This is a genomic window from Pseudocitrobacter sp. CD920760 (assembly GCF_057782505.1).
This window is the reverse complement of record NZ_CM173490.1, coordinates 1,064,737-1,086,304: the sequence shown is the minus strand read 5'-3', so window position 1 is coordinate 1,086,304 and position 21,568 is coordinate 1,064,737. Positions and strand designations below refer to the sequence as shown.

General features: G+C 49.0%; 26 protein-coding genes. 10 read left to right on the top strand and 16 right to left on the bottom strand.

From position 1 onward, the window contains the following. Positions 1–377 precede the first annotated feature (377 nt). From AC1MKH_RS05010 to arsA (AC1MKH_RS04990), 5 genes are all read left to right on the top strand, one after another. Positions 378–701 (top strand): ArsR/SmtB family transcription factor, encoded by a 324-nt coding sequence (locus AC1MKH_RS05010; RefSeq protein WP_276222898.1) that lies wholly within the window; start codon positions 378–380, stop codon positions 699–701. A gap of 1 nt (position 702) precedes the next feature. Beyond that, positions 703–1,416 (top strand): arsenical resistance protein ArsH, encoded by a 714-nt coding sequence (arsH, locus tag AC1MKH_RS05005; protein WP_276222900.1) that lies wholly within the window; start codon positions 703–705, stop codon positions 1,414–1,416. 8 nt (positions 1,417–1,424) lie between these two features. After that, entirely contained in the window at positions 1,425–1,970 is a 546-nt protein-coding gene (locus tag AC1MKH_RS05000; protein WP_276222902.1) for a sigma-70 family RNA polymerase sigma factor, read from the top strand. A 75-nt stretch (positions 1,971–2,045) separates the two neighbouring features. Then, on the top strand, positions 2,046–2,408 hold the full coding sequence (locus tag AC1MKH_RS04995) for an arsenic metallochaperone ArsD family protein (protein WP_327621937.1): 363 nt from the start codon (positions 2,046–2,048) through the stop codon (positions 2,406–2,408). A 20-nt stretch (positions 2,409–2,428) separates the two neighbouring features. After that, on the top strand, positions 2,429–4,186 hold the full coding sequence (gene arsA / locus AC1MKH_RS04990) for an arsenical pump-driving ATPase (RefSeq protein WP_276222907.1): 1,758 nt from the start codon (positions 2,429–2,431) through the stop codon (positions 4,184–4,186). A 31-nt stretch (positions 4,187–4,217) separates the two neighbouring features. On the opposite strand, the gene arsC is transcribed toward arsA (AC1MKH_RS04990), so the two are convergent. From arsC to AC1MKH_RS04915, 15 genes are all read right to left on the bottom strand, one after another. Beyond that, positions 4,218–4,643, bottom strand: a complete 426-nt coding sequence (gene arsC / locus AC1MKH_RS04985) for a glutaredoxin-dependent arsenate reductase (RefSeq protein WP_276222909.1) — start codon at positions 4,641–4,643, stop codon at positions 4,218–4,220. A 12-nt stretch (positions 4,644–4,655) separates the two neighbouring features. Next, positions 4,656–5,945 carry an arsenite efflux transporter membrane subunit ArsB gene (arsB, locus tag AC1MKH_RS04980; RefSeq protein ID WP_276222911.1) on the bottom strand — a complete coding sequence of 430 codons (1,290 nt, stop codon included), beginning with the start codon at positions 5,943–5,945 and terminating at the stop codon, positions 4,656–4,658. A gap of 46 nt (positions 5,946–5,991) precedes the next feature. Then, complete coding sequence (gene arsA, locus AC1MKH_RS04975; RefSeq protein WP_276222913.1) at positions 5,992–7,743, bottom strand: arsenite efflux transporter ATPase subunit ArsA; 1,752 nt, start codon at positions 7,741–7,743, stop codon at positions 5,992–5,994. A gap of 17 nt (positions 7,744–7,760) precedes the next feature. Further along, positions 7,761–8,123 (bottom strand): arsenite efflux transporter metallochaperone ArsD, encoded by a 363-nt coding sequence (arsD, locus tag AC1MKH_RS04970; protein ID WP_276222915.1) that lies wholly within the window; start codon positions 8,121–8,123, stop codon positions 7,761–7,763. Between the two features lie 47 nt (positions 8,124–8,170). Beyond that, positions 8,171–8,521 (bottom strand): As(III)-sensing metalloregulatory transcriptional repressor ArsR, encoded by a 351-nt coding sequence (gene arsR / locus AC1MKH_RS04965; RefSeq protein ID WP_276222918.1) that lies wholly within the window; start codon positions 8,519–8,521, stop codon positions 8,171–8,173. Between the two features lie 428 nt (positions 8,522–8,949). Then, entirely contained in the window at positions 8,950–9,318 is a 369-nt protein-coding gene (locus tag AC1MKH_RS04960) for a TA system toxin CbtA family protein (protein ID WP_231825256.1), read from the bottom strand. A gap of 19 nt (positions 9,319–9,337) precedes the next feature. After that, complete coding sequence (locus tag AC1MKH_RS04955; RefSeq protein WP_276222921.1) at positions 9,338–9,694, bottom strand: type IV toxin-antitoxin system YeeU family antitoxin; 357 nt, start codon at positions 9,692–9,694, stop codon at positions 9,338–9,340. A gap of 25 nt (positions 9,695–9,719) precedes the next feature. Beyond that, complete coding sequence (locus tag AC1MKH_RS04950) at positions 9,720–9,941, bottom strand: DUF987 domain-containing protein (protein WP_276222922.1); 222 nt, start codon at positions 9,939–9,941, stop codon at positions 9,720–9,722. An 11-nt stretch (positions 9,942–9,952) separates the two neighbouring features. Beyond that, a complete protein-coding gene (gene radC / locus AC1MKH_RS04945) occupies positions 9,953–10,432 on the bottom strand; it encodes a RadC family protein (RefSeq protein ID WP_276222924.1) in 480 nt (159 codons plus the stop codon). Positions 10,433–10,442: 10 nt separating this feature from the next. Further along, positions 10,443–10,907 (bottom strand): antirestriction protein, encoded by a 465-nt coding sequence (locus tag AC1MKH_RS04940; RefSeq protein ID WP_276222926.1) that lies wholly within the window; start codon positions 10,905–10,907, stop codon positions 10,443–10,445. A gap of 134 nt (positions 10,908–11,041) precedes the next feature. Further along, entirely contained in the window at positions 11,042–11,860 is an 819-nt protein-coding gene (locus AC1MKH_RS04935; protein WP_276222928.1) for a DUF932 domain-containing protein, read from the bottom strand. Between the two features lie 171 nt (positions 11,861–12,031). Further along, complete coding sequence (locus AC1MKH_RS04930; RefSeq protein WP_276222930.1) at positions 12,032–12,565, bottom strand: DUF4234 domain-containing protein; 534 nt, start codon at positions 12,563–12,565, stop codon at positions 12,032–12,034. Between the two features lie 119 nt (positions 12,566–12,684). After that, positions 12,685–13,971, bottom strand: a complete 1,287-nt coding sequence (locus AC1MKH_RS04925) for a hypothetical protein (protein WP_276222932.1) — start codon at positions 13,969–13,971, stop codon at positions 12,685–12,687. A 48-nt stretch (positions 13,972–14,019) separates the two neighbouring features. Further along, positions 14,020–14,703, bottom strand: a complete 684-nt coding sequence (locus tag AC1MKH_RS04920) for a helix-turn-helix transcriptional regulator (protein WP_276222934.1) — start codon at positions 14,701–14,703, stop codon at positions 14,020–14,022. Positions 14,704–14,912: 209 nt separating this feature from the next. Beyond that, the gene (locus AC1MKH_RS04915; RefSeq protein ID WP_276222936.1) at positions 14,913–15,794 is read right to left on the bottom strand and encodes a GTPase family protein; all 882 of its coding nucleotides are present in this window, start codon (positions 15,792–15,794) and stop codon (positions 14,913–14,915) included. A gap of 95 nt (positions 15,795–15,889) precedes the next feature. Here AC1MKH_RS04915 and AC1MKH_RS04910 point away from each other — a divergent pair, with 95 nt between their 5' ends. The 3 genes from AC1MKH_RS04910 to AC1MKH_RS04900 all read left to right on the top strand — a co-directional run bounded on the left by AC1MKH_RS04910 (position 15,890) and on the right by AC1MKH_RS04900 (position 18,540). Next, positions 15,890–17,146: a hypothetical protein gene (locus AC1MKH_RS04910; RefSeq protein WP_276222938.1), complete on the top strand. Its 1,257-nt coding sequence runs from the start codon at positions 15,890–15,892 to the stop codon at positions 17,144–17,146. A 290-nt stretch (positions 17,147–17,436) separates the two neighbouring features. Next, a complete protein-coding gene (locus tag AC1MKH_RS04905; protein ID WP_276222941.1) occupies positions 17,437–17,688 on the top strand; it encodes a helix-turn-helix transcriptional regulator in 252 nt (83 codons plus the stop codon). 276 nt (positions 17,689–17,964) lie between these two features. Continuing rightward, positions 17,965–18,540, top strand: coding sequence for a YagK/YfjJ domain-containing protein (locus AC1MKH_RS04900; protein ID WP_276222943.1), 576 nt, complete (start codon positions 17,965–17,967; stop codon positions 18,538–18,540). Between the two features lie 21 nt (positions 18,541–18,561). Here the strand turns inward: AC1MKH_RS04900 and AC1MKH_RS04895 are convergent, their stop codons facing one another. After that, on the bottom strand, positions 18,562–19,506 hold the full coding sequence (locus AC1MKH_RS04895; RefSeq protein WP_276222946.1) for an SH3 domain-containing protein: 945 nt from the start codon (positions 19,504–19,506) through the stop codon (positions 18,562–18,564). A 789-nt stretch (positions 19,507–20,295) separates the two neighbouring features. Between AC1MKH_RS04895 and AC1MKH_RS04890 the strand changes: the two genes are divergently transcribed. Together AC1MKH_RS04890 and AC1MKH_RS04885 are read left to right on the top strand one after the other, a co-directional pair. Next, entirely contained in the window at positions 20,296–20,868 is a 573-nt protein-coding gene (locus AC1MKH_RS04890) for a YagK/YfjJ domain-containing protein (RefSeq protein WP_276222948.1), read from the top strand. Positions 20,869–21,044: 176 nt separating this feature from the next. Beyond that, positions 21,045–21,524, top strand: coding sequence for a hypothetical protein (locus tag AC1MKH_RS04885; RefSeq protein ID WP_327621936.1), 480 nt, complete (start codon positions 21,045–21,047; stop codon positions 21,522–21,524). Positions 21,525–21,568: the final 44 nt, after the last annotated feature.

The following is a 21,568-nucleotide window of genomic DNA, read 5'->3' as shown; positions in this document are numbered from 1 at the left end:
CCCCTCACAACCGTGATCGGCTAAGAACATACTGCTTACTTCCCGATACGAACAAATGTGGATCGCCACTGATCTAATCGATATGTCAGAGTCCATATGGATGGCTTTGCAGTGCAAACTCACAGTTAGCACAAACTTCCTCTCCTCGCTCACATCGAACCTTTAGCTCAGTTAGTTTTCCCATTCTGTATCAGCAGTGGATGAAGAGGAGGTATAGAACTTAGCCTGTTCATCGCATTGGTCCTACATAAGCGATCGATCGCAGCAGTTAAGTAACCTCTCCTAATTTCAATATCCAACCAGACACACTCGATATTGAAATCGATAAATAGTTCCATTATTCTGGAAATATAGAATTATCAATTGTGAGAACGATTATGGAACTGAACTTTGCGGCGACGGTACTGAAAGAACTTGGACATATGACAAGGCTCGGTATCTACAAAAGACTGTTCAAAGCAGGACCTAAAGGCATGGCAGTGGGCGAACTACAGAAGCAACTAGAGATCCCAGCTTCCACACTGAGTCATCACCTTTCATCGCTGATATCTGTATCTCTGGTTCGTCAGGAACGGCACGGGAGAACACTTTACTGCCACGCTTGCTATGAAAATCTTGGTGCGTTGATTTCCTTTCTAACAGAAGAGTGCTGCTCGGAAGCTTGTGAACCAAGTGATACTGATACCGATGTCGGAGAATGAGATGTCCATTGAACTTAAGAATGTTGATGCAAGCCTGTTCGACACCTCAATCACAGAGGCAAAACTTGGTGTACCTGCCGTTCCCCATCCTCCTCGTATCCTGATGCTGTACGGCTCTGTACGCGAGCGTTCCTACAGCCGACTGGCAACTGAGGAGGCCGCAAGGTTACTGACCGCCATGGGCGCAGAGGTGCGTATCTTCAATCCCTCTGGCCTGCCTCTTCCTGATGATGCGCCTGACTCGCATCCTAAAGTTATGGAACTGCGCGAGCTGGTTCGTTGGTCCGAAGGGATGGTGTGGTGTTCCCCGGAACGCCATGGTGCGATGACCGGCATCATGAAGGCCCAGATTGACTGGATACCCCTTTCGGAAGGCGCTGTTCGCCCTTCTCAGGGTAAGACGCTGGCCGTCATGCAGGTCTGCGGTGGCTCTCAGTCTTTCAATGCCGTAAACCAGATGCGCATTCTTGGCCGCTGGATGCGGATGATCACTATTCCGAATCAATCCTCTGTGGCAAAAGCCTGGCAGGAGTTTGATGAAGATGGGCGAATGAAGCCGTCGTCTTATTACGACCGCATCGTTGATGTAATGGAAGAACTGGTGAAATTTACGCTGCTGACCCGAGGCAACTCCGCTTATCTCGTTGATCGCTACAGCGAACGAAAAGAGTCGGCAGAAGAACTTTCCCGGCGGGTAAATCAGAGCAAAATTTGAGGTCTGGTATGCGTGATGTAACGGCATTCAACAACTGCATGAGCGTGTTCTGGCGGCAACATGAAGCCGAACTCTCTCGCTTTCTGACATCGAAGACAGGTGATAGCGAAAAAGCAGCCGATCTTCTGCAAGATCTATTCCTGCGTGCCCGCGCGCATTCAGACAGTTTTTGCGAGATGGAAAATCCACGAGCCTGGCTGTATCGGGCGGCGAGGAATCTGCTGATTGATGAGTACCGCAGCACCAGGGAGTTTGTTGAACTGGAAGAAGATGCTCCATTCACAGATGCATCCCCTGATGCAATCTCAACGCTGGATATTTGCCTGCCTGAAACATTGCAGGCATTACCTGAAGATGAGCGCTGGCTGATTGAAGAGTCCGACCTTAACCGGCGTCCTCAGCAGTCTCTGGCCGATGAACTGGGAATCACGCTTACAGCGTTTAAATCCCGCTTGCTACGGGCCAGAAAGCATCTGAAAGAAGCGATGACAGAACTTTGCCAAATTGAGACGGATGACACTTCTTCCGTCTGCTGCCACAAAAAAATGAATTAATCGCGCATCTTTTTCCCACCCTCTTCGTTTACCTCAGTGTAAAGCCAAATGACTAAACACTGAGGTAAACAGTCCATGTCAAAAATTGAGATCTTTGAAACAGCAGGCTGCTGCGCAACCAGTAGCGTTGTAGTCAGCGACGAAGCCGTCAAATGGAACGCCAGCGCCGAATGGGCGAAAAAGAATGGCGTTGATATTCAGCGCTACAGCCTTGCGAAGAACCCGCAGCAGTTCCTGAATACGCCAGTCATTAAAGAGTTTCTGAACACATCAGGAGTGGAATCCCTCCCCGTCACCTTGCTCGACGGCAAAGTCGTGATGGCAGGCAAACTCCCGACGCGTGAAGATATCGCCCGTTGGTCAGGTATTCCGCTTACTCAGGACTGGAGTGAAGACAGCACACAACCACGCTGCTGCAACATTCCACGTATGCCTTAATTCCAGAGGAGCAATCACTGATGAATATGCCATTTTTAAAAGACATTCCCCCGTTCATCTTCTTCACTGGCAAAGGTGGCGTGGGTAAAACATCCCTGGCCTGTGCTACTGCGGTATGGCTGGCCGATCAGGGAAAGAGAACGCTTCTGGTGAGTACCGACCCGGCGTCCAATGTCGGCCAGGTATTTAGCCAGACTATCGGCCATCGAATTACAGATATCAGTACCGTAGAAAATCTTACCGCAATGGAAGTTGATCCGATGGCTGCAGCGCAAGCCTATCGTGACCGTGTGCTCGATCCGGTTCGCGGGCTGATGCCAGCCGATGTGGTCAGCAGCATTGAAGAGCAGCTTTCCGGCTCATGCACCACGGAAATCGCTGCGTTTGATGAGTTTACCGGTCTGCTGACCAACCATGAGCTGCGGGAAAAATATGACCATATTGTATTTGATACCGCGCCAACCGGTCACACCATCCGCATGCTTGAATTGCCGGGAGCCTGGAGCGGTTATCTCGAAGCGAACCCCGATGCCGCCACTAACCTTGGACCTCTGGTAGGGCTGGAGAAACAGCAGCACCAGTACTCCGATGCGGTTAAAGCGCTGTCTGATGCCGCCCTCACACGCTTAGTGCTGGTTGCCCGCGCCCAGGCTTCAACGCTGAAAGAGGTTTCTCATACGCACGATGAGCTGTCTGCTATCGGTTTGCAGCATCAGCACCTTGCCATCAATGGTGTGCTGCCGCCGTTTGCGGGTGAAAATGATCCACTAGCGCAAAGTATTCTGGCTCGGGAAGAAAAAGCATTACAGGCAATGCCTGATAATCTGGCTAATCTTCCCCGCTCACAGCTGTCTCTGAAGCCATTTAACCTGGTCGGTCTGGAAGCATTGCGGGAATTATTTACCCAGAGCAAAGCCTCACCGGCTCTCCCTGCTACTAGGCTGAATACTCTGGATTTGCCGAGACTATCCTCATTGGTGGATGAGCTCAGCCGGACAGGAAAAGGGCTGGTCATGACGATGGGTAAAGGCGGAGTGGGTAAAACAACCGTTGCGGCATCGGTCGCGGTATCGCTGGCGAAACGTGGCCATAAAGTCCACCTGACCACATCCGACCCGGCGGCACATCTGTCTTACACGCTGGATGGCTCACTGCCAAACCTTCAGGTTAGCCGTATTGACCCGAAGGTAGAGACAGAGCGTTATCGCCGCTTTGTCCTGGAAAATCAGGGCAAAGGATTAGACGCTGAAGGGCTGGCGGTGCTGGAGGAAGATCTCCGCTCACCCTGCACTGAAGAGATCGCCGTCTTCCAGGCATTCTCACGGGTAATCAAAGAGGCCGACGACCATTTTGTCATTATGGACACCGCGCCAACGGGCCATACGCTTCTGCTACTGGATGCGACGGGAGCCTATCACCGGGAAATGGTGCGCCAGATGGGGCAAACACATGACCACGTGATGACGCCAATGATGCAATTACAGGACCCGGAGAAGACAAAGGTGATTATCGTGACGCTTGCCGAAACGACACCTGTACTGGAAGCAGCAAACCTGCAGCAGGATCTGCGTCGCGCTGGCATCGAGCCGTGGGCATGGGTCGTTAATAACAGCCTGGCGGCAGCTGAACCGTCTTCGCCTTTCCTGAAGACCAGGGCGAACCGCGAGTTGCCACTCATCTCTGATGTGGCAGAGCAGTATGCAAAGCGTATTGCATTAACAGCGCTACAGAGCGAAGAGCCGGTTGGTATTGACCTGCTGGAAGAGATGGCGAAGTAACAATCAAGGGGGCAAATGCCCCCCTTCATCTTTATTTCAGTCTTTTACCTGCATCATCAACGACTTTTTCACCGTCTTCTTTGGTGAAAGCCGCTTTCTGGGCATCAGGAAGGATATCCAGAACCACCTCCGAAGGACGGCACAGTTTAGTGCCCAGTGGCGTCACCACAATCGGACGGTTAATCAGAATCGGATGTTGCAGCATAAAGTCGATGAGCTGGTCGTCAGTAAATTTATCTTCTGCAAGACCCAGTTCCTCATACGGCTCGACGTTCTTACGCAGCAAAGCCCGTACCGTGATCCCCATATCGGCAATGAGTTTGATCAGTTCATCGCGCGAAGGTGGAGTCTCAAGGTAAAGAATAACGGTCGGTTCAGTACCACTATTGCGGATCATCTCCAGTGTATTACGCGACGTGCCGCAGGCTGGGTTGTGATAAATGGTGATGTTGCTCATATCAGTATCTCATTACAAAGTGAAAGAGAGACGTAGCGCCAGCGCGGCCAGCGTTACAAACAGCACAGGCAGGGTCATGACGATCCCGGTGCGGAAATAGTATCCCCAGGTGATGGTCATATTCTTCTGTGAAAGGACATGCAGCCAGAGCAGCGTTGCCAGGCTACCAATCGGTGTAATTTTCGGCCCCAGATCGCAGCCAATCACGTTGGCATAAATCATCGCCTCTTTGATAACGCCTGTTGCGGTGCTGCCATCAATAGAGAGCGCGCCAACCAGTACGGTCGGCATGTTGTTCATGATGGAAGAGAGGAAAGCCGTCAGGAACCCCGTACCAAAGGTCGCGGTCCAAAGTCCTTTATCTGCCAGCACGTTCAGCACACCGGAGAGGTATTCTGTTAGACCGGCGTTGCGCAGGCCATAGACCACCAGATACATCCCCAGAGAGAATATGACGATCTGCCAGGGCGCGCCGCGCAGCACTTTGCCAGTGTTAATGGCATGGCCTCGTTTCGCCACGGCAAACAGAATGACAGCCCCTACAGCCGCAATCGCGCTGACCGGGATACCCAACGGCTCAAGGACGAAAAAGCCAATCAGAAGAAGGATCAACACGATCCAGCCGGTTCTGAAGGTTGCCAGATCTTTAATCGCTTTCGCCGGTTCTTTCAGGAGAGCCAGGTCGTAAGTCGGCGGAATATCTTTGCGGAAGAACAGATGCAGCATCACCAGCGTGGCGATAATAGCGGCGATATCCACCGGTACCATTACCGACGCATACTCAGTGAAACCCAGCCCAAAGAAATCTGCAGAAACGATGTTAACCAGGTTCGACACAATTAGCGGCAGACTGGCCGTATCGGCAATAAACCCGGCTGCCATGACAAATGCCAGCGTAGTACCTTTACTGAAACCTAATGCAAGCAGCATGGCGATGACAATTGGCGTCAGAATCAATGCCGCACCATCGTTGGCAAACAGTGCCGCCACCGCTGCACCGAGCAGAACGATCCAGGTAAACAGCAAACGCCCACGACCATTGCCCCAACGTGAAACGTGCAGCGCCGCCCATTCGAAAAAGCCGGATTCATCGAGCAACAGACTGATAATAATCACGGCAATAAAGGTCGCCGTCGCATTCCAGACGATATTCCACACAACAGGGATATCACCAAAATGGACTACGCCAGAGATCAACGCCAGCACTGCGCCAAGCGTCGCACTCCAGCCGATCCCTAATCCCTTCGGCTGCCAGATAACCAAAACGATGGTCAGGACAAAAATAGCGCCTGCCAGTAACATAAATCCTCCAGACAGGACGGCTCTGCCGCCCTGCATATACAAAAAATTAAACTGCCAGCTCTCTGAGTTTTTCGATGCCAGTGGGTTCAGAAGCCATTACCGGTACTAACGCTATGCGGCTTGCATGCTGGTTCTTCACCGCCTCGATTTGAGGAAGTTCTTGTCGGGCACGCTGGCAAAGCAGTGGTGAATGGGTCTGTGCAATCGAAAGGCTGTTATTGATAATCCAGCCCCAGGGATGAATCCCCGCACGCTCAAGATCGGACTGCAGGTTTGCCGCTTCCAGTACCGGTGTGGTTTCAGGCAGCGTGACCAGCAGGACTTTGGTGCGTTCCGGGTCCTGAAGCTGCATCATCGGCGTGGTAAAATGACCTTTATCCCCCATCTTCCTGGCAATCTCACGGTGATAAGCCCCGGTCGCATCAAGCAGTAATAGCGTATGCCCGGTCGGTGCCGTATCCATGACCACAAACCGTTTGCCTGCTTCACGAATTACGCGTGAGAACGCCTGGAACACCGCAATCTCCTCTGTGCAAGGAGAACGTAAATCCTCTTCGAGCAGCCGTTTTCCAGCCTCATCCAGATCCCTGCCTTTCGTCTCAAGCACATGCTGGCGATAGCGTTCGGTTTCATCGTGCGGATTTATTCTGCTGACCTGCAGGTTATTGAGGCTACCGTCCAGGGTTGTACTCAGGTGCGCGGCAGGATCTGAGGTAGTGAGGTGTACATCAAAACCCATATCCGCAAGTCGGACGGCGATAGCAGCAGCCATCGTGGTTTTACCTACGCCACCTTTGCCCATCAGCATAATCAAACCGTGTTCACTGCGGGCGATATCATCAACCATGGCAGACAGCGACATATTCTCTGGCTTGTTCTGCATGTCCTGAACTGGAAGTGATACTGATTCGGCATATTCGTTTAGCAGGCCTTTCAGCGCGGAGACACCAACCATGTTAAGCGGCTGGAGGTATAAGCTGTCTGTCGGCAACTCAGATAACCCGGCAGGAAGATTTGCCAGCGCCTCTTGCTCCCGTTGCCATATTGCAGCGGCCAGGGCGTCATGTTCAGCTTCGGCTTTAGGCAGCACACCATTAATAACCAGGTACTGGTTTTTCAGGCCAATTGCGGCGAGTTCTTCATGGGTGCGGGCGACTTCCTGCAGCGTAGATTTTTGCAGTCGTGCAACCAGAACCAGGCGGGTACTTTCAGGATCGGATAACGCCTCTACCGCATGAGCATACTGCTCACGCTGCTTTTCCAGCCCGGCCATCGGCCCAAGACAGGAAGCACCCTCCGGGTTACTTTCAATAAAGCTGCTCCAGGCACCGGGAAGCTGGAGAAGGCGAATGGTGTGGCCGGTTGGGGCAGTATCAAAAATGATGTGATCAAAGCGGGTCAGTAGAGAAGCGTCGGTCAGTAAGCCAGTAAACTCATCGAACGCTGCAATCTCTGTCGTACAAGCGCCTGAAAGCTGCTCGCTGATACTATTAACGACGTCGTCTGGCAAAAGACCTTTAATGGGGTCCACGATTCTGGCGCGGTATTGCTGGGCAGCGTCCTGTGGGTCGATCTCCAGAGCCGAAAGTCCAGGTACAGCAGTCACGGGCTGGATAGCATTGCCGATAGTCTGATCGAATACCTGACCGACGTTAGAAGCTGGATCGGTACTGACAAGCAGGACGCGCTTGCCCTGTTCTGCCAGGCGTATAGCTGTTGCGCAGGAAATTGAGGTTTTACCTACTCCGCCCTTACCAGTGAAAAACAGGTAAGGCGGGATATTCTGTAAAAAATTCATATGTCCTCCTGACATACTCAACAACAGGAAGTTTTTCCACCACAGCAGCTTGCCGGAGCCACGCCCACCTTTTCCAGCGGTATACCAAACCAGCGAGCCAGTTCAGCGCGTTTTGGGTAGCGCCCGGCCATCACCGTTTCACCATCCAGCAACAGCAGCGGAAGCCCTTCGGCTTCTGATGCTTCCAGGAATGCTTTCGCTTTTGCGTTCTCAACGAAGCTCATCGGTTGTTGTGCCAGGTTGTAACGTTCTATCTGAACGCCACGCCCTTTCAGCCATTGCACATCAGCAGAAAAATCGACCAGAACCTGATCAACATCTGAACCACAAACGCCGGTACTGCAGCACATCGCCGGATCAAACACGGTTAACGTTTTCATCTTTGACACCTCACATTCGTAAAATCATATATGTTCATGCAAATTTTTTAGATACAAACAGCCTTACCGCTGCCAGAGCAGTTGGCTGATGCCAGCTTACGGGCGATGGCCTGTACGTCGTCCTGTTGGCTTAACCAGGCTTGCTCAATTACCTGAGCAGCCCAGGAAGGAATATGCGGGGATAAGCGGTAGTGAACCCACTTGCCCTGTTTGCGATCCAGCAACAGTCCACATTCCCGAAGCATCGCCAGATGGCGGGAGATCTTGGGCTGTGACTGTTCCAGTGCCGTGCAGAGATCGCACACGCACAGCTCTCCCATCTCCCTGAGCAGCAGCACGATTCCCAGGCGGGTTTCATCGGAGAGGTTTTTGAAGAGATGTAGGGAAGTTAGTGACATTAGGCCTCCTGTTCTATCGAAGTCAGGATACGCCTTAAAAGAATAAGATCAATCAACACATCCGAAAAAACATATGTATCAGCACATAATATTTTATCGGGTATGGGTTATAGGCAGTTAAGAGTCCTGGAATTCCCTGACGCAAGCGCGTTATACGTCACGATTACAGATGACAAAACACAACAAAGATGGGCTTTGGGTTGATATAGGTAGACCTGGGAAGAGTTTGAAATGGTGCGATAATAGGAACATAACACAACCCATATAACCATTGATAAATATACACATTCTCTTGTTTCATCTTTATAAATGCCCCCTTTTGTGCCCCCGGCTTGTTTTTCATGCGACTCAATGAGGTTTCATTGAGTCGCTAATATCACCAATTTCTTCACTGACCGTGCTAATTTTCTCGGCCCTTGAAGTCTTCCTCACTGCCGCGATCGGCTAAGAACAATATTACTTACTTCCCGATACGAATAACTGTTCATTAATCCGCATGCTCTCCTGGCATGAAGGATATCTGTCACGGTCAAATATGATGCTGGTCCCTGTGAGCTAAATCCTCTGCGATCGATACGAACCAGTTCATACTTATCTACCAGGAAGTTGACTGCATCGGCCAGGGTAATACCAGCATCAATATGTTCCTTAATAACAGTTTCATCACTGAACGGCGTGTCGTTCAGTGTCAGGCCATAATGTTGTTCCAGCAGACGCGTGAGTAGCATTTGCCAGACAGCCACGGGCGACAAGCATGGCTTCGCAGCCCGCAGGGTTGTTGCAGGTTGATATTTCATTTTGTTCTCGCGAGATTAATTAATATTGAGAGGGATAAATGGCAATGTATACGTAGCCGCAACTACCAAGAGTATCGGCTTCGCACGTGAGTCCATTGTGATAGAGCGTGACGCAGTGCTGATGCCCGGGAGAGAGTTCTCCGCTGGTGAGCATCAGCTCCAGTTGCTTAAGTATCAACGGAAAGGCCTGATCCAGATGTAGCGCGTCATCGTCGCTGAAAGCACCGTTGAATCCGGCTCGGTCTGCGAGAAAATGCACCCGGTTGCCTTCCTGTACCAGACGAGCGCCAAAACAGGGTTTGATCGTGCGCTTTAGCCCCCACTGCTGGCAGGTAAGATTCTCCGGTTTGTTAACGGACTCTGAGTGATTATTCATTATTGTTCCTGATTAAAGGAAAGGATTAATTGAGAGTGACACTTCGAAGAATGACATAGGGACCATTGCGATCCTGACGGCGCTCAGCAAAGACGGCCAGAACACCGCGTATGTTCTGAACTTCCCGACCAGCATAATGGCAGATACTGCCAGACCATTTATATTTGCCGGTACAAAATCGAAACAAACGGGACTGAGGATGCTGGCGGTATATCGCCATGGCCTGACGCTTGCTAATAGTCTTCATTTATCTCTCCCCTACAACCAGCCACGTTCAGCAAAGGACACAATCTCCATCCCTCCGATAACCATGTGGTCCAGCAGGCGGATATCAACCAGCGCCAGGGCTTCATGAATACGCCCGGTAATGTTCCGGTCATCCTGACTGGGTTCTGAATACCCCGAGGGATGGTTATGCGCCACCACCACCGCAGCGGCATTATGCTGCAGGGCAGCTTTTACAATTTCCCGGGGATGAACCTGCGTACTGTTGATGGTGCCCCGGAAGAGCACCTCATGGGCAATGAGGCGGTTCTGGTTATCCAGAAACAGGGCGGTAAAGACTTCCCGCTGTTCCGGTGAGAGCTGCAGTCGCAGCCAGTCGCGAAGGGCATGGCTGGAGGTAAATGACTCTCCGGGTTCACGCAGTTGTCCCTCCAGCAGGGTCAGAGCTTCCCGGATGGTATGCTGCGCAGATGCCGACAGCGCCGTGGCAAATAAAGATAGCTGTTGTTTCATGGTCATCTCCTCAGTCGATAATGTGCATAATGGCGCTGCAATCGGAATGATTCAGGGCGAAGTCCCTCAGTCGGTAAAAGTGCGATGTCATGGCATCACACTCCGTGCGGCAGGCATGGTGGCTGTATTCCAGCAGACAGGCCGCGATGCCCGCCGCCTCAGCGCTCATTTCAGCACTGTTGCCATTCATGGCATTAAACAGTGTCCATTTATCACCGGTGTCTCCATCCGGCTCCGGTGCCATAAACACGCCGCCGTTGTTGAGTGTGTAAAAATTCCAGATGCCGCCGTGGTAATCCTCACAGAGCCGGTCCATGCATGCGAAGATGCGCGGCTCCAGCAGTATCCACTGCGGGATACCTCCAAAGTGCTGCGGCCAGAAATGAAGCCGCTGTGCATCGGGCAACAAAGTAGCGGTGATGAGATCTGCGTTGTCAGTATTGGCGGGCGTGTGCAGGCTGATGGTGTTACTCATGGGATGTTCCTTATGACAGATAATTATTGAAATCCCGTTAAACGGGATCTTTCAGTTGAGAGACAAACTTCGGGGCAGATAGATGGGTACCGGCAGGCCATGTCGGTTAGGCAGAAGACCGGATACCGTCCGCATCAGCTCAGTGCCTGCTGCAGCTCTTCTGCCATTACCCATAATGCGCGGTTCAGTTTAATGTCACCGTCGATACCGTTTACTGCTCTCGTACGGCTGCGTTTCCCCTGTGCGGAACGACCGGACAACCCTCCTTTCTGCAGGTTTTCCTGCAGACGATTGAAGACCGTCCACAGGTCGTTCTGCTCATCCTGCCAGCGGCGTGGTGCCAGAATTTGCGTTTCCGTGACGGGTTGATGCTCTTCTCCAAAACGGTACATCAGGGCAGCTTTCGCCAGCGCCTGCTGTGCCGGAGGGGGTAGCAACAGAGACTGCATGGCATCACGCTTCTCCTCCACCCGGTCAAATACGCCGAGCACCTCATAAGCCCCCTCAATGACCTTTTCCACCACATCGCCTTTATGCGGTACGCGAACCTCACCGAAGGACGTCCCGCAGACCAGGCCGTTACAGCAGACGCTGCGGAACAGGCCCGGCAGCATCTGGTAGCTGCTGGAGCCGTCATGCGAGTTGAGAAGAATAATTTCCGGGACCTGCTGACCGGTGATTTGCCCGGCACGGCGCAGGCGCAGCATATGTTTTGTGTGTTCCCGGCGGCTCTGGTCACGGACGCGAGTCTGGCAGGCAAAGAAGGGCTGAAAACCTTCACGCTGGAGACTCTCCAGCAGGGTTATGGTGGGGATATAGGCATATCGTTCGCTGCGGGAAGAATGCTTCTCTTCACCGAACACACTGGGGGTGTGCAGCATTAGTTCTTCGTGGGTTAACGGACGGTCGCGACGAATCAGGTTCACCCGGCCAAAACGGCTGGCTAATCGCATGGGATTTTCCTTATTTGAAAACATAAATGAATAACCCCCTGCTCCGTCAGGAACGGGGGCTGGTATGGTATTTAACGGGATTAAAAAAACAGTCGGAACGGTATAAATGGAAAAGAGCAGTACGTCTCTGGAACGCACTGCTCTTCAGCGTGAATATGGCTGCAGGTAATACTATTTTTCAGAATCAGATACGGCTGGTGTGGCTTCTGGCTTCCCATGAATGATCTGATGCTTTGCCAGGGCTTCCGGCATCGCATTAATGCAGTAGTTGATATAGAAAACATGGAACAGAATGGTCCATGCAGGATTCATTTTTAGCTCAAAACGAAACTGTGTCAGCGCATACTGCTGTAGCGCAGCTCTGGCCTTAAACGCCCAGACAATCGTCAGCACAATCCAGGTCAGTGAGATGAGAAAGGCCAGTCCGGCCATCGTTTGTGCGGAACTATCATAGGCGTATCCATATTGATCAACCTGAACCGGAAAGAGCAAATTAATCATGACGGAAACGCCAGAGCATACTGCCATCCAGACAATGAATGTCCCGGATGAGAAGCGTTGCCCGACTTCATTCATCATGGTGTCCTGGTTTTTATACAGCCACATAAGGGGGTATATGCCATACGTGGCAGCCGCCAGTAATACCAGATGCCAGGTCGGAGTATTCAGTTTTTCTTTTAAAGCGGTAATTGATTGTGAGCTCATTTGATATTTCCTTATTATCCGGTGCAATAAATGTTCAGTTAAAGAGAAACCCGCCACCTGTACACAGGCGGCCAAAATAGCTAAATCGAAAATTGACAGGGTTTTAAATCTGTAAAGCGCTATTCCATCCGGGTGTTGTCAAGGATGAAGTCCGCCATATCTTCGCTGTCCTGATGGCTGTTTTCAGGCAGTTCCTCCACGGCAAACATGTTATCGAAGGGCGCTTTGCAGGCCAGCGTGGCCAGTTTGTCTCCATTTTTGAACACGACCACTCCGTCGAATTCAGCTGTTTCACCATCGGTACGCTGTACCACCACGTAATCGAAGGCCCCTTTGTTAAAACGCAGGTATTTCAGCTCACCTTTCCCCCGATTAAGTTCACGGTAGTAATGGAAGGCTTTCACTCCGAACAGGCCTTCGTGCAGTTCAAGTTCCTGAGTACCGTCTTTCTTCATCAGGTTGTAGGCGTACGGTGCAACGGTTTGCGCCAGAACTGACAGCTGTTTACCGTTGGTCAGCGTACAATCCGCTACTGCCGTCCCGGGGGTATGAATGGCGTTATCCGTTTCACGGGTAATATTTTCCCTTGAGGGCTGAGCGAGACCGTTGTCCTGTTTCTGCTGACTTAATTCCCCGCTGACATTGTCGTTATGCGAGCCCGGCATATTGCTCAGATCGGTTACTGACCTCCCGCCATTTTTCTCCAGGGCTGCAGCAGCCTGTCGATCCTGTTCAGTTACCTCTATGGTGACCTGACGAGATTTTTTCCTCCATTCCCCGTCAATTTTTTCATAGCCCGCCTGAGCCATCATCTGCGCCTGTGGATCGGGTTCAGAGGCCGGTTTGGGCTCATCTTTTCTTCCGCCATTCAGCAAATCCCCTAGCGTCAGGGATGAACTGTCAGAGGTCGGGGAATGTGTACTGGTCGTCTGGCGGGAAAGATATTTCTGGCAAACTTTGGTAAAATTACCTTTATAAAAACGGGAGGACTCACCTTCAATAGTGACTTTTGCCCCCATAAACCCGGTAAATTCTTTCATCGCTCTGGCTGAGAGCCCTGATGCTGAATTTTCACTGGTACCGAGCATGGTAACCCTGCGATTGGCTGTGGCATCGCTACACAGCAGAGTGGCCTTGTAAGGTTCCCCGTTAATCTCAATATCAGTAAAGCGGGAGCCCAGAATATCGAGATTATCCGGACATCCTTTATCCATTTTAAGAAATCCCACACTGCCTTCAGAAACGATCGCAATTTCATTTCCCTCGCTGCTGAGCGCCTGGCATTTACCGTCTTCAATTTCCCAGTTATCCGAAAAGTAGTCACATCCGGTGAGCGTGGTCAGTGTAGTAGCAATAATCAGGGAATACCGGAGAACAGGTATTCGTAATTTGCGGGTAGTTAACATGTTATCTCCATACCTGTCGGTGTGACTGCCGCTTTGAACGGCAGGCTGTCACTGGCGAAAGGTGTTTATGAGGTTATTGATGAAAGGAAAATGCGGCAGTGCAGAAATGAAGTTCTCTTCAGCTGTCAGGCTGCTGATATCTTCTCTCCGCTCAAACCGCGCTGATGTCAGGGTGACCGTGCTGATCTTTGCCAGAAGGAACACCCGGAGCTCCCCTTTTTGTGAAGCCACCAGGTACCAGTCGCATCCGTAATAGATGAGACGATAGGGATCCAGAGACGAATGCCGTCGTCCGTCCGATAACAGGGAAATGCAAAGCTGTTGCCTGATAGCCTGGATCAGCCGTGAAAAGCAGTCCGGCAGCGCGGTAGTAGTATTTAAAGGTGAAAGCCAGATAAGGCAGGGAAAAGAGTCCTGATCCCCGGTTAGGAAGGACATCAGCCGGGAGTTCTGAACCGGAAGTATCTGGGCAATTCCCGTGTTGCGTATAAAGGAAAGCATTTCCGGCGTGAATGCCTGGCCGACACCGGCCCTGAGCCTGTAGCGGCCCTCCTCATTTTCTAAATCAAGATGAATAAGCCGCTGGTGGAAATCACGCTGAAGGGTACGTTCGGTAACACCAAACTCGTCAGATAACGCTTTCAGTGACAGAGACTCCCCTGCCATCAGGCGACTGATGATCAGTGATAAGCGAACAGCCAGCCGATCGTGTCGTGAGCTGTTGTCAGGCATAAACGGGATCTCCTGGACAGTAAATACCAGTTATTTCATGAGGTTATTATGCAATATGAGGTGGTCAGGTTGTGTCGCTGAGAAACCAGGGGATGCAAAAAACACTAAAAAAGTCACCTGAATTAACTGGATGATTTTCAATGATAAATTTGCACGAAGGGGCGTTGTGATAAGTGATGGCGACACAACCTGTCGTTGAGGGAATAAAATCAGAAAAATTTATCCCACAGAGTAACAAGAAGATCGATGATTTTTTGTCTGACCCTGTGAAGGAGAACGAGCATCCAGGAAGGCAGGGAAAATGTACTGATAATCTGGTCGAAACTGTCTCCAGCCGATTTACCAAAGTTCTCCCGGGCCTGCTGCTGATCCTGCTCCGAGCAATTCTCCTTACGAAAATGACTGAATACGGCGCTGGTGGCATGTGGCGGCAGCGCATGGATCATCAGCGAAACAAATGTCGGTAGATTCCACCCTGACGGTGCAGCGACAGGCAGAACCGGGAATGAGGAAGGAAACAATCCGGCAACCCTGGCGCTGATAGCCGCCAGCGAAGCCTGCTGCTGAAGGGAGGGAATAATATCTTTAGAGTTCCATTCATTTGCCGGGGAAACGCGATCGGCCTGACTCAGTACAAAGAGGAAACGGGAGGGAGCTGCTCCTTCTGCCAGCAAAAAGCGATGCATGGCGATATCAGCAGCATACGCCCGTTCATCTGCCCTCAGCACCCAGATGATCAAATCCAGCTCGGGCAGCAACCTCTGATATAACGTGCTGTATTCGTGGTCATATTCCGGTGTCTCTCCGATCCCGGGTAGATCCACAATGGTCATTTGTCGATCGCCGAGCTCAAGGGTCAGTCGCTCAGCCTCGCGGGTACAACCTGTCAGGGGATGCGTGGCGCAAACTGACGACCGGAACAGGGCATTGCAGAGACTGCTTTTACCGGTACCGCTCTTGCCCATAATGCCAATAACGGGTCGGTAATGAATGGTCTGATGGAGGTGCTCAAGCAGCTGCTGCAGGATATTTTCAGGCAGGAAATTAAGATGTGTGTGCAGTTTTTGAAGTGCGGGATGTGGTGTCGACATAGTCTCTCCGTATGATAAAAGTATCCGGGCGTTGACAGCCTGGATAATCATGGAGGTAATATAGCCGTGAGATTTTTTTAAATAAGGGATATATAATGTCTGGAAAGAAAGGCTATTGCCGGATAAAAAATTGTACGAGTCAAATTTTGGAAAGTGGTGAAGCAAATAAGTTACGTCTTTGCGAATTACATTACCAGAAATGGAAAAGCAATAAAGAGAAGCTATTTAAAAATAATGTAGAGAGAATAGCCGGAAAGTTGATATCAAAAAAGAAAATGGCAGAACTGGATCTACTTATGACTGGTGGAAATGTTAAAGATGCTATTTTAAGAAAGAAAATCAGAAGAGATTGGTTGAAATACAAAAAAATAAATAAAAGCGCTTTGACCCATATCCTAAAGTCAAGAGAATGGCTGAATACGCAGGAACTGATTAACAGGAGGTATATTCTTTGCACAGGGCCGGATTTTATGAAATATGTTCAGGACATTTGTAGATTATATACATGTAAATTACTTTATAGCAGAGAGTATCTTAAAAAAGAAAACTCATATAAAAAATACATTTCTTATAACGTTATACGGTTTAAATATCTAATTACATTAAAACTTGAGGTGACATGGATTTTCAATCAAGATACAAATGTTAGTGTTAATAGCAGGGACATAGTTCTGGTTCCATCTCGTATAAGAAGAATGGTTTCTCTGAAAAAATCACTATTGAAGAAAAAGATAAAAAAACCTCTATTACAGAATATAATTGATAGCAACACAAAAGATAATAGAATGATAATTGTACGTAAAACAGGAGGTGTTTACAATAAAATTAAAAAAGAAAACACCGCAAGGGAAATAAAAGATTTCATGTTATTAATCAAACGAACCATTACTCCAGACAGTTCATCCCTACATAACTTTAAACCATTTGGATATACTAGAATAGAAAATTTACTCCCACTGTATAATCTTGCGCAGCAGCAATTCAGGAGAGTATACCCTGTAGAAGAAAGATTTTTATTTTTAAATTTAAAAAAGTTATGGATGCTACCAGAAATATATCTCGAGATCTTTGCATTACTTTCTCTTTATTATCTAGTCTCGGGAAGTGGATTTACGTTTATTAATAAGCTGTCATCATGGATTAATCCTGAAAAAGGGATATTCAAAGTTTCATTTGACGATTTTTTCCATGAGTTTAAAAAAATGTTCAGTGTTGAATTTAATATAAATTTAGAGGACAAACGTCGTATAGCAAAACTATATAACAGTTGCTTTAGTGATGATGTTATTAACTATGAAGAAATTAATGATGATATTTCATCAATCATAAAAAATAATAGATCAAAATTTTAACATTACACTAACGTGTTTTTCGCAAAAAACACATGCGTTATAGCCTGTCACTAAAGGGCTTTAAGCATGTTGATGAGAAAGGCTATTGTAATTTTCTCGTTCAGCGGAACTCGGAGTATTTTTGGGTAACAATGCTGGTCATTATGGGTGAAACTCTGTTTCTATTGAAAGATGAAGATGTAAGTAGGTATTTTTTTACCAGCGGTGACATTGTATGAGAGCGATTTCGGTTTCCTTCAGTTTACTAACCGAACTCGTCTCCCAACTTCATCATTTCATGGGAGCCCGCAATGACAACTAAACCTCAACCATTTTTTTCCCACAAGTCTGAATCTTCTTCTCTCCTTGAGGACCAACTGGTGGATATGGCATTTATTACGAACTTCACAGGCATGACAGATAAGTGGTTTTATAAACTCATTTCTGAAGGGGAATTTCCAGCACCAGTTAAACTGGGTCGAAGTTCACGGTGGTTCAGAAGTGATATTGAGGAGTGGCTGCAGAGCAGGATAAAAGCATCAACACGACGGAAGGGGAATTGATACGAACAATGATGCTGAAGTATCGGGTATCATTTTAGTCTTCGCTAGTAATTAAGGTTTTTTAATATAATTAAACTCACTCCTGTTTTGAGCACTATGTATCTACACTGATTAATCTCTGGTCTTTAAGAAAGGCTAGATAACTCTCATTGCATAAAGATAAATACTTCGCTCTGCTCTTCATTCATTAATCATCACATATCTTGATCTGTATTTCTACTTCCTTGTTTCCACAAACTCATCTCTGCATTGCAGCAAAACACCTGGAGAATATTTATGAGTAATACCTACACAACCTCCTTTACAGAGGACTGGTTCCTTTCTTCGTTACTCAACCAGCACATTAATGAAATGGTCGAACGCTATTCCTGCTTGCTGGCATTACGAATGGATTTCTTTTATCAGAGGAATACTGAGGGTTTCATGCAACTGGATCATCATAAGCTTGAATACGACCTAAGAACACTAATAAAAGCAACTGAAGGTAAAGACGCGTCAACAGGATATTTCTGGGTTATCGAATGGACAGAGAGACACGGATATCATGCTCATGCCGTATTCTGGCTGAACCGTCAGCAGACGCAGACCACATATCCCTTTTCTGAATGGGTATTGAAACTCTGGCGTGAAATAACACATCAGGAAGGAGGAACTTACCGTTGTGAATACCGGGAGCATTATCAGGGTAATATTAATACTCCTGTTCGTTACGATGATGCTGACAGTATTTTAAATATCCGCCGCGTGCTTAGCTATCTGGCAAAGGAAGAACAGAAAGAAGGACTATGTGCTTATGGCTGTAATGACGTTCCTCCCCGCCCGGCATCAGGACGCCCGCGTAAACCGCAATAACCTGCTCCTTCGCGGGTGTAACTAATGTCGATGTAAGGGTAAGGTATAACGGCGGGATACCCAGCCCTGGATAATTTCGCCGTTATATTCAATTTCAACAGCCAGCCACTGGCGATTTGATTTATCCATAATGAGCAGAAGCGTATTCATCGGAAGCATTTCCAGTATCTCCGCGCGCTCGGATGGCCCTGCGCGTAAAAATACGTTGTCTCTGGTTACCAGCCTGAAGTTTTTCAGATTCTCCCAACGGTTTTCTGTGCTGAGAATGTTCTGGATTTCTTTACGCGTCTGCCTTGAACTGCATTCACCTACAATAGCTTCAGGTAAGTAACATTTAACGACATCTTTTACTGCGTCATTGCCAACCCCGCCAATAATCGTTATGAGAAGCCACTGGATCAGCATCGCATTAATGGCCTTTTTGGCATAACCGGAAAGCTTGCTTAGCCATATCTGAACGTTGGTTTTCGCAAGCGCCTGGTCTATTGGCAGTTGTAGCAGTTCCTGAGGCAATTCAGGCAACGTAGAGTTGTCGGCTGAAGTATCGCCATCCTCATCAATGCTCAGTCCGTAACGCCTTGCGAGTAGTTCCCCAATACTCTCATGGGTATTCAGGCCGCTATACCGTCGTTGCAAAATCTGTTCGACAGCAGAAGAGCGGGAGTTCAACAACTCAGCAAAAGTATGGTGTTGAAGCGAGCGAACCAGTTCTACCTGGGTATTAACCGCGCTCAATGAAGCAATGACCTTAGTACTGCTCATCAGGGCCGTTTGCCTGGCGAAGGTATTTTCCAGGGCAAATGAACGGAATCTGTTGGCGATTTTCATCTGCTCAACAATCAGTGACCCATTCAACGTTGTCGACAGGATGCTGCTGGCCTGACGGCTCAGACGGTTAATAGTCTTAACGGTTTCGTTGGCTGAGAGTTTCTGGATTTGTGCTGAAAATGCTGATCCAGACGCCATTTCCAGGTTCCTGAGTGGTTGCTGTAGCGGTTTTAGGGCCTCAGAGGTCCTGAGCAGTGATGAAACTGATTGCTGTGTCTTTAAAAAAGACTGAAATTCTTCGTGTGTAAGGGACATAGCTACGGGCCTTCTTTGATATTCCACGCAAATCCTACCATCAAAATGGTTTTCAGAGTCGCTGGAATTTCCCCGATGGTGTTGATGTTACGAATAACACTGGGTTCCGTATTTTATTACCGATAATCCTTATCTTCTGAGGCGAACAGACATCTTTACTGGTTCACTGTACTGCACCTCTCTTATCCCGACGGTGTCCCTGTACATCTTCTTTCCCCTAATCTTAACGGATACACAACGTGCAAATGCTCTTCATGAAAATCCCTTACGCCGTCACACTGCCTGATGGCGAACTGGTTGATGGGAATTACGCAGGCTGCAGCCCTCTGGTCTGTGAGTTTTGTGGCGTCAGTCTGGCGTTGGTGACTGGTACTGATGGCGCACGATACTACCAGCATATTTTGTCCGACCCTCTGTCAGCAACAGTAGCATTGACGTGTCCTTACCGTACTAACAGTCCCGGAGGCTCCCGCAGAACTCACGGGCGTTCGCTTACGCCACGCAAACAAAAAGTCATTCCCTTTCCCACGATTGGGCACAACTGGCGCTGCGTACTGTGTGACTACCGCTATTACGGAAATAAACAATGCCCGAAGTGCGGCGACTGGGTTTGCACAGTGGAATGCATGTAGCCAGTACCCGCAATAATCCAACAGAACAAGAACTTTCCCAATGCATTACCCACTTTGCTTTAACACGCATTTTGAACCCTTTTACCCGCCTTATCAGGACAAAATTGCCACGGTCATCGCGCAGGCACAAAGGGGCCATCCACGAACGCTGGCCATCAGGGTAAAGCTCTGGCTCTCACCTGAATCTCTTCAAATGCGGCGTCGCTGGCTTGCTGAGCGTTTTATCGAGGCGTTACGGTCTGCAATAACGACCTACAGCCAGGAGAACAACACTCCTGAGAGCAGGCTTTACTATCTGTGGACGAGAGATGAGAGCTATCCCTGTTATCACGTCCTACTCTTCGTCAATCAGGATACGTTTGGTGGCAGGAGTGGGGAAGACATTCTAGATCCCTTGCTGCACCAGGTCTGGGATAACGTGCAGGGAGGGGATGAATCTGCTGGACCTGTCACTTTCTACGAGAGAGTTGATGATATTTACCGGCTGGATCCCGGCCATATGGATTACCCTGAAGAGTTAAATCGGTTAGTCTGGTTTATCAGTGATATGGCACGGGATCGGGTACACGTTACAAGCTCCGAAGCCCGTGCACTGGAAAGTAGTGCCTGGTAGTCCCATTCAGAAAGTCAGCAGTATCCTGTAAACATGAAGCACCAGTTATCCCCGAACTCTTCCTCTACGGAGTTGTTATCACTTCAATATCTTGTGACCTGTGGCGGATACGCATCAACGGGACTTCCTCCGTGTCGGCCTCTGCCCGCCATTATTACTCTTTTTAGGACAACATAATGGATTTCACCACTGCACAACGAACCCTTCAGTCAGCTATCGACCAGTATCCCAGACTGGTTGCACTGACCTTCGCGCTGAATATTCAGACCAGGGATTCAGAAATGCTGCAATCACGGTTTCAGGCCGAATTCAGTCCCTTATTAGACACATTGATAAACGACAGAATCGAGGCAGGAAAAATCACACCACCAACACAGCTACGTTTTATACGGCTCCATACTCAGCCAGCACTCCATGGCCTGTTGCTATTGAATCAAAACAGCATCTGGCAAACCTACAAAGATGGTGAGATCTCTGCCGCAATAGCCCCCATTATTTGTTGCCTAAGCCAAGCGGGGGAACTGGCAACCAAAATACAATGTGTAACATTGTCGAGCCCTTCATACATACAACTGGATCGCAATGACCAGGAAGACTTTCATCATGTTTATACATTACTCAAGCAACGTATTTATAGCTTAATGCCAGACTACTAATGCTTAAAAAGCAAACATCGAATACCTCCAACACTATCAGTTAA

Bases quoted from the DNA above. Each gene is read 5' to 3' on its own strand.
- AC1MKH_RS05010 (WP_276222898.1), top strand. From the start codon at position 378: ATGGAACTGAACTTTGCGGCGACGGTACTGAAAGAACTTGGACATATG.
- arsH (WP_276222900.1), top strand. From the start codon at position 703: ATGTCCATTGAACTTAAGAATGTTGATGCAAGCCTGTTCGACACCTCA.
- AC1MKH_RS05000 (WP_276222902.1), top strand. From the start codon at position 1,425: ATGCGTGATGTAACGGCATTCAACAACTGCATGAGCGTGTTCTGGCGG.
- AC1MKH_RS04995 (WP_327621937.1), top strand. From the start codon at position 2,046: ATGTCAAAAATTGAGATCTTTGAAACAGCAGGCTGCTGCGCAACCAGT.
- arsA (WP_276222907.1), top strand. From the start codon at position 2,429: ATGAATATGCCATTTTTAAAAGACATTCCCCCGTTCATCTTCTTCACT.
- arsC (WP_276222909.1), bottom strand. From the start codon at position 4,643: ATGAGCAACATCACCATTTATCACAACCCAGCCTGCGGCACGTCGCGT.
- arsB (WP_276222911.1), bottom strand. From the start codon at position 5,945: ATGTTACTGGCAGGCGCTATTTTTGTCCTGACCATCGTTTTGGTTATC.
- arsA (WP_276222913.1), bottom strand. From the start codon at position 7,743: ATGAATTTTTTACAGAATATCCCGCCTTACCTGTTTTTCACTGGTAAG.
- arsD (WP_276222915.1), bottom strand. From the start codon at position 8,123: ATGAAAACGTTAACCGTGTTTGATCCGGCGATGTGCTGCAGTACCGGC.
- arsR (WP_276222918.1), bottom strand. From the start codon at position 8,521: ATGTCACTAACTTCCCTACATCTCTTCAAAAACCTCTCCGATGAAACC.
- AC1MKH_RS04960 (WP_231825256.1), bottom strand. From the start codon at position 9,318: ATGAAATATCAACCTGCAACAACCCTGCGGGCTGCGAAGCCATGCTTG.
- AC1MKH_RS04955 (WP_276222921.1), bottom strand. From the start codon at position 9,694: ATGAATAATCACTCAGAGTCCGTTAACAAACCGGAGAATCTTACCTGC.
- AC1MKH_RS04950 (WP_276222922.1), bottom strand. From the start codon at position 9,941: ATGAAGACTATTAGCAAGCGTCAGGCCATGGCGATATACCGCCAGCAT.
- radC (WP_276222924.1), bottom strand. From the start codon at position 10,432: ATGAAACAACAGCTATCTTTATTTGCCACGGCGCTGTCGGCATCTGCG.
- AC1MKH_RS04940 (WP_276222926.1), bottom strand. From the start codon at position 10,907: ATGAGTAACACCATCAGCCTGCACACGCCCGCCAATACTGACAACGCA.
- AC1MKH_RS04935 (WP_276222928.1), bottom strand. From the start codon at position 11,860: ATGCGATTAGCCAGCCGTTTTGGCCGGGTGAACCTGATTCGTCGCGAC.
- AC1MKH_RS04930 (WP_276222930.1), bottom strand. From the start codon at position 12,565: ATGAGCTCACAATCAATTACCGCTTTAAAAGAAAAACTGAATACTCCG.
- AC1MKH_RS04925 (WP_276222932.1), bottom strand. From the start codon at position 13,971: ATGTTAACTACCCGCAAATTACGAATACCTGTTCTCCGGTATTCCCTG.
- AC1MKH_RS04920 (WP_276222934.1), bottom strand. From the start codon at position 14,703: ATGCCTGACAACAGCTCACGACACGATCGGCTGGCTGTTCGCTTATCA.
- AC1MKH_RS04915 (WP_276222936.1), bottom strand. From the start codon at position 15,794: ATGTCGACACCACATCCCGCACTTCAAAAACTGCACACACATCTTAAT.
- AC1MKH_RS04910 (WP_276222938.1), top strand. From the start codon at position 15,890: ATGTCTGGAAAGAAAGGCTATTGCCGGATAAAAAATTGTACGAGTCAA.
- AC1MKH_RS04905 (WP_276222941.1), top strand. From the start codon at position 17,437: ATGACAACTAAACCTCAACCATTTTTTTCCCACAAGTCTGAATCTTCT.
- AC1MKH_RS04900 (WP_276222943.1), top strand. From the start codon at position 17,965: ATGAGTAATACCTACACAACCTCCTTTACAGAGGACTGGTTCCTTTCT.
- AC1MKH_RS04895 (WP_276222946.1), bottom strand. From the start codon at position 19,506: ATGGCGTCTGGATCAGCATTTTCAGCACAAATCCAGAAACTCTCAGCC.
- AC1MKH_RS04890 (WP_276222948.1), top strand. From the start codon at position 20,296: ATGCATTACCCACTTTGCTTTAACACGCATTTTGAACCCTTTTACCCG.
- AC1MKH_RS04885 (WP_327621936.1), top strand. From the start codon at position 21,045: ATGGATTTCACCACTGCACAACGAACCCTTCAGTCAGCTATCGACCAG.